The sequence below is a fragment of the Nocardioides sp. genome (genome assembly GCF_047607185.1).
Taxonomy (GTDB): domain Bacteria; phylum Actinomycetota; class Actinomycetes; order Propionibacteriales; family Nocardioidaceae; genus Nocardioides.
This window is the reverse complement of sequence record NZ_JASGDQ010000099.1, coordinates 1-4,273: the sequence shown is the minus strand read 5'-3', so window position 1 is coordinate 4,273 and position 4,273 is coordinate 1. Positions and strand designations below refer to the sequence as shown.

3 protein-coding genes are annotated in these 4,273 nt (G+C 69.5%); all 3 read right to left on the bottom strand.

Features of this window, described 5'->3' with window-relative positions; translation table 11 throughout:
* Positions 1-122 precede the first annotated feature (122 nt).
* Entirely contained in the window at positions 123-1,250 is a 1,128-nt protein-coding gene (locus QM595_RS11655) for an AI-2E family transporter (RefSeq protein WP_415171722.1), read from the bottom strand.
* Positions 1,247-2,476 carry a hypothetical protein gene (locus tag QM595_RS11650; RefSeq protein WP_415171721.1) on the bottom strand — a complete coding sequence of 410 codons (1,230 nt, stop codon included), beginning with the start codon at positions 2,474-2,476 and terminating at the stop codon, positions 1,247-1,249. Before QM595_RS11650 ends, QM595_RS11655 begins: the two co-directional genes overlap by 4 nt.
* A gap of 136 nt (positions 2,477-2,612) precedes the next feature.
* Entirely contained in the window at positions 2,613-3,953 is a 1,341-nt protein-coding gene (gene ccrA, locus QM595_RS11645; protein ID WP_415171720.1) for a crotonyl-CoA carboxylase/reductase, read from the bottom strand.
* Between the last annotated feature and the right edge of the window lie 320 nt (positions 3,954-4,273).

Genomic DNA, 4,273 nt, shown 5'->3' with positions numbered 1-4,273 from the left:
GGGCCTCCCACAATTGTCGGATAGGCCGAGCAGGCAGCCCCTGCTCGGTAACCCACGAATCTTGTGAGCGAGGCCCCGGCCCGCAACCCCATCACTCCTCCGGAGGGGTCACTTCATACTGTCTAGCTCTGGTCCTGCTGTCTGACGAAGACCTCGCGGATCAGCATCAGGATCGCGGCGGCGGTCGGGATCGCCAGCAACGCACCGACGACGCCGAGCAGTGAGGCGCCCACCAGCGCGGCAATGACGGTGACCGAGCCCGGCACGTCGACCGAGCGGCTCATCACCCGCGGATAGATCAGGTAGTTCTCGACCTGCTGGTAGACGATGTAGAAGATCACGCAGATGATGCCGGCCTTCAGATCGGTGGCGAAGCCGATCGCGCAGACGATGACCGCGCCGATGGTGGCGCCGATCATCGGGATGACATCGAGCAGCGCCACCACGAACGCCAGCGCGACGGCGTACTCCCCGAGGCCGACGACGAAGAGGAAGACCAGCGAGGACAGCCCGGCGCACAGCGCGACGACGAAGGCCCCCGACACGTAACCGCCGACGCCCTCGATGATGCGGTCGCCCAGCCTGGTCACCCGGTCGCGGCGGGAGGCAGGGGCGAGCCGGTAGAGCGCGGCCTTGGTCTGTGCCAGCCCGGCCAGGAAGTAGAGCGTCATCACGATGATGACGAAGGCGTTGAGCAGCGCGCCGAGCACGGCCAGGCCGATGCCCAGGGCGCCGCCGAAGAGGTTGCTGACGAAGTCGCCGTCGGTGACATAGTCCCGGATCTTGTCGATGATCTGGTATTCGTCGTTGAGGTCCTGGATCTGCTGGTTCTTCTGCAATGCGTCGAGCCACTCCGGCGCATTGCCGGTGATCTTGGTGACCTGGTCGGTGATGACCGGCACGAAGGCGACCAGGAAGAGCACCAGCGCCAGCAGCACGATCACGATGACCAGCGTCACCGCGAAGGAGCGCCGCAGCCCGCGGCGTTCGAAGAACCGCACCGCCGGGTCGAGGCCGGCAGCGATGAAGAACGCGACCAGCACCTGCACCAGGACGCTCTTGATCGACCAGATCGCGGAGCCGAGTGCGATGGCGGTCAGCAGGCCCAGGCCTGCCAGGAAGCCCCAGATGTACGGCGCCCGGCGGTCCAGCCTCGGCCCCGGCGTGCCGAGCCCGGGTGCCGGCGGCTCGGCCGGATGGTCGGCGTCCAGCTTCGCGTCCGGCTCGGTCCCGGTCTCGGCGTCGGTCACCCGGCGTCCTCGGACTTCTCCTCGACGCCGGCCTGGCCGGCGTCCCCGGTCCCGCTGTCGTCCTCGTCGTCCCGGGTGAACCGGGAGACTAGGTCGTTGAGGGAAGCGAGCTGGGCGGTGATGGCGTCGCGACGCTTGCTCATCCGGTCGACCTCGGCCTTGATCGCCGAGAGCGCGCGCTCGGCCTCGGCCGTGCCGGTGACGGCGATCTGCTCGGCCTGGGCCCGGGCCGAGCCGACGATCTGCTCGGCCTCCTTCCGGGCACGCGCGAGCAGCGAGTCGGACTCCTTCTGCGCCTGCTGGCGCACGTCGGCGACGGCGGCGTTGGCGGTCCGGGCGCGTTCCTCGGCGGCGCCAGCCCGGCCCTCGGCCTCCTCGACCAGCTGACGGGTCTCGTTGAGCTTGGTGGTGTGGAAGTCGGTGGCCTCGCGGGCCAGCCGTTCCTTCTCCACGGCCAGCATCCGCCGGGCCTCCTGCACCTCGCGGTCGGCGCCGGCCCGGGCCTGCTCGACCTCGCGCTGCACCTGGCTGCGCAACTCGGTGGTCTCCTGCTCGGCGGCGAGCCGAAGCTGCTCGGCCTCGCGCTTGGCGGCCGCGATCAGGTCGTCGGCCTGCGCCTTGGCCAGGTTGCGTTCCTGCTCCGCGTCGGCGAGCAGTCGGGCCCGTTGCTCGTCCAGCTCCCGAGCGTGCTCCTCGCGGGCGTCGTTCATCTCGGTAGTGGCCTGCAGTCGGATCGCCTTGGCGTCGCGACCGGCCTGGTCGCGGATCTCGATGGCGTCGCGCTCGGCGGTGGTGCGGATCTCGCTGGCCTCCTCCTCGGCCAGCCGCAGCAGCGCGCTGGCCCGGCCGCCGAGACCGGCGTAGGACGGGTTCTTGCTCTCGGCGAGCTCGTCGGCCGCCGACTGCAGCTTGGCCTCGAGCTCGGTGATCCGCAGCCGGGCCTCGCTCAGCTCGCCGGAGAGCGCGCCGTAGTGCTGGGCGAACTCCCTCAGCCGGGCGTCGACGGCGCCCTGGTCGTAGCCGCGGCGGACGACCGGGAGCGCGCCGGTCGCGAATCGCGGCATCGCGGCAGGGGCGGTGGCCGGGGGCGCCGGTGGGGTAGCCGGTGGGGTCGAGGGTGGGGCGGAGGCAGGGGCCGCCGGCGGCTTCGGGGCCGGTGCGGTCCGCTCGTCGTCAGGGGTGTTGTCGGGCTCGTCGTCGAATATCGACAGGCCACGTTCGCTCATGATGGCGGATTCCTCTTCCGGGTCAGGTCGCGGCGGTCGCTAGATGTCCCCCCATCTTGCGTTGCGCAGGCAAGGGTGCCACGAAACGAGGAGAGCCGCAGCCCGACGGCCGCGGCTCTCCTGAATTCGTGGCGAATCAGACGCCACGGAAGCGGTTGATCTCCGTCAGGTGCCGGGCACGCATCTCCGGGTCGCGTACGCCGAGGCCCTCCTCGGGTGCCAGGCACAGCACGCCGACCTTGCCCTGGTGCAGGTTGTGGTGGACGTCGAGTGCGGCCTGGCCGACCTCGGCCAGCGGGTAGACCCGGGAGACGGTGGGGTGGATCTTGCCCTTGGCGATGAGCCGGTTGGCCTCCCAGGACTCGCGGTAGTTGGCGAAATGGCTGGAGACGATCCGCTTGAGGTTCATCCACAGGTAGCGGTTGTCGTACTCGTGCATATAGCCCGAGGTGGAGGCACAGGTGGTGATGGTGCCGCCCTTGCGGGTGACGTAGACCGAGGCGCCGAAGGTCTCCCGGCCGGGGTGCTCGAAGACGATGTCGATGTCCTCGCCGCCGGTCAGCTCGCGGATCCGCTTGCCGAGGCGCTGCCACTCGCGGGGGTTCTGCTCGGTGCCCTCCTCGTTCCAGAACCGGTAGCCCTCCTCGGACCGGTTGATCACCAGCTCGGCGCCCATCGACCGGACGATCTGGGCCTTCTCCTCGTTGGAGACCACGCAGACCGGGGTGGCGCCGCCATTGAGGGCGTACTGCGTCGCGAAGCCGCCCAGGCCGCCCGAGGCGCCCCAGATCAGCACGTTGTCGCCCTGCTTCATGGCGCCGCCGTTCTTGGAGACCAGCTGCCGGTAGGCGGTGGAGTTGACCAGGCCGGGGGAGGCGGCCTCCTCCCAGGTGAGGTGGGCCGGCTTGGGCATCAGCTGGTTGGTCTTGACCAGCGCGATCTGCGCCAGGCCGCCGAAGTTGGTCTCGAAGCCCCAGATCCGCTGCTCGGGATCCATCATGGTGTCGTCGTGGCCGTCGGCGCTCTCCAGCTCCACCGAGAGACAGTGCGCGACGACCTCCTCGCCCGGCTTCCACTTCGAGACGCCCGGGCCGACCCGGAGCACCACGCCGGCCAGGTCCGAGCCGATGACGTGGTAGGGCAGGTCGTGACGCTTGGTCAGGTCGGAGAGCCGGCCGTAGCGGGAGAGGAATCCGAAGGTCGAGACCGGCTCGAAGATCGAGGACCACACCGTGTTGTAGTTGATGGCGCTCGCCATCACCGCGACCAGCGCCTCGCCCGGGCCGAGCTCGGGCAGCGGCACCTCCTCGACGTGGATGGAGGTGCGGGGGTCCTTCTCCTTGCTGGGGATCCCCTCGAATATCGTCTCCTCGTCCTTGTGGAGCGTGGCGGCGGTGTAGGAGTCGGGGATCTCCAGGGCGACGAAGTCCTCGCTAGAGGCCTCGCCGGCAAGGATGGTGTCGAGGATTTGCTGCATCACGGTCTCCCTGGCGTCAAGTTCGTGAGTACGTCGGATGGCGTCCGCCGAAGGTTAATCACTAGTAACCACCGGGGCGAGAGAACCACGGTGTGGCGCCCGTCACCTAGATGATTGATGCACGGGTCTCGCACGCTGCGCGACCCTCGGCATCCACGCTCGCGGCGTTGCCGACGCTCGACAGGCACCCAGCCTGCCTTCGCGCCGGCGCCTTGCGAGCGCGGCGCCGAGCGCCGCTCGCCGCACGATCCCCGTGCATCAATCATCTAGGTACGTCGACAGGCGTCTCAGTGCCCCGACGCGGCCGGCTCGACGAGCTC

Excerpts from the sequence above, each read along its gene's own strand:
- ccrA (WP_415171720.1), bottom strand. The coding sequence starts at position 3,953 with ATGCAGCAAATCCTCGACACCATCCTTGCCGGCGAGGCCTCTAGCGAG.
- QM595_RS11650 (WP_415171721.1), bottom strand. The coding sequence starts at position 2,476 with ATGAGCGAACGTGGCCTGTCGATATTCGACGACGAGCCCGACAACACC.